The sequence below is a fragment of the Lachnospira rogosae (ex Hitch et al. 2025) genome (assembly GCF_040096455.1).
Lineage (GTDB): Bacteria > Bacillota > Clostridia > Lachnospirales > Lachnospiraceae > Lachnospira > Lachnospira rogosae.
The window spans coordinates 1-1,425 of record NZ_JBBMER010000017.1 but is presented as its reverse complement, the minus strand read 5'-3'; the positions used below and the strand labels follow the sequence as shown (position 1 = coordinate 1,425).

Annotated in this window: 2 protein-coding genes; both read left to right on the top strand. The window is 38.7% G+C overall.

Annotated features, from left to right (window positions below):
* The coding region (locus tag WMO14_RS12850; protein WP_349153947.1) for a DegT/DnrJ/EryC1/StrS family aminotransferase at nt 1-1,062 on the top strand (1,062 nt) is incomplete at its 5' end.
* Nucleotides 1,063-1,095: 33 nt separating this feature from the next.
* Nucleotides 1,096-1,425, top strand: a 330-nt coding sequence (locus tag WMO14_RS12845) for a sugar transferase (RefSeq protein WP_349153946.1), incomplete at its 3' end; no start/stop codon positions are given.

The following is a 1,425-nucleotide window of genomic DNA, read 5'->3' as shown; positions in this document are numbered from 1 at the left end:
ACTGGCACTAAGAGAGGTGCGTGTCTTAATTCAGCTACAGCGTGTATGGAGACGGCTCTTAGATTATTCGGAATTGGAGCGGGAGATGAGGTAATAGTTCCGGCATACACATATACAGCATCAGCAAGTGTTGTATGCCACGTTGGTGCAACTTTAAAGCTTATTGATGTGCAGGAGGGAACTTATCATCTTGATTATGATGAGCTTGAAGCAGCCATAACAGAGAAGACCAAGGCAGTTATTCCAGTGGATATAGCTGGTGTAATGGTCGATTATGATAAGATAAGGGCAATACTTGAGAGCAAGAAGGCTTTATTTAAGCCGGCTAATGCTTATCAGGAGGCACTTGGAAGAGTTCTTATACTTGCTGATTCGGCACACGGATATGGTGCGTCAAGAAATGGACATAAGAGCGGACAATGTGCGGACTTTACATCATTTTCTTTCCATGCTGTTAAGAACTTTACAACAGGTGAAGGTGGAGGCCTTGTATGGAGAGAACTTGACGGAATAGACGATGAAGAAATATACAAAAAGATTATGCTTATGAGCCTTCACGGACAGTCAAAGGATGCACTTGCAAAGACTAAGCTTGGTGCGTGGGAATATGACATTATTGCACCACTTTATAAGTGTAATATGACAGATATAACAGCCGCCATAGGTCTTGCTCAGATGACAAGATATGAGGGGATGCTTGCAAGAAGAAAGCAGATGATTAATATGTATACAGAGGGTATTAAGGCAGATGATGTTGAGTGCCTGTGCCATTATACAGATGAATATTCATCAAGTGGACATCTGTTTCTTACAAGACTCCTTGGAAGAGATGTAGAAGACAGAAACCAGTTTATAATAAGAATGGCAGAAGCAGGAATTGCAACGAATGTACATTTCAAGCCGCTTCCTATGCACACAGCATATAAGCAGCTTGGCTTTGATATAAAAGATTTCCCAAAATCTTTTGAAATGTATCACAATGAAGTCACACTTCCACTTCATACTAATCTTACAGATGAACAGATAGAATATGTTATAGAGAATTTTAACAGCCTTAAATAACAGGTTTAACAGACTGGCAGAAAAGAGGTTGGTATGCAGCTTAGAAAATGGAATGAGCTTCCAAAGTTTATGAGAACAAGGGAAGTAAGAAAATATTACAATATAGTTAATAAACGTAGAGCTTCTTTAATGGTGAAGAGATTATTTGATATCGTAGTTGCATCAATAATGCTTGCTGTGCTTGCATTGCCGATGTTAATAATTGCAATACTTATAAAATGTGATTCAAGAGGACCTGTATTTTTCAGACAGGAAAGAGTTACACAGTATGGAAGAATATTTAAGATATACAAGTTCAGGACAATGGTTGTTAATGCTAATGAGCTTGGTGCTTCTGTGACTGTGGATAATGACAGAAGAATA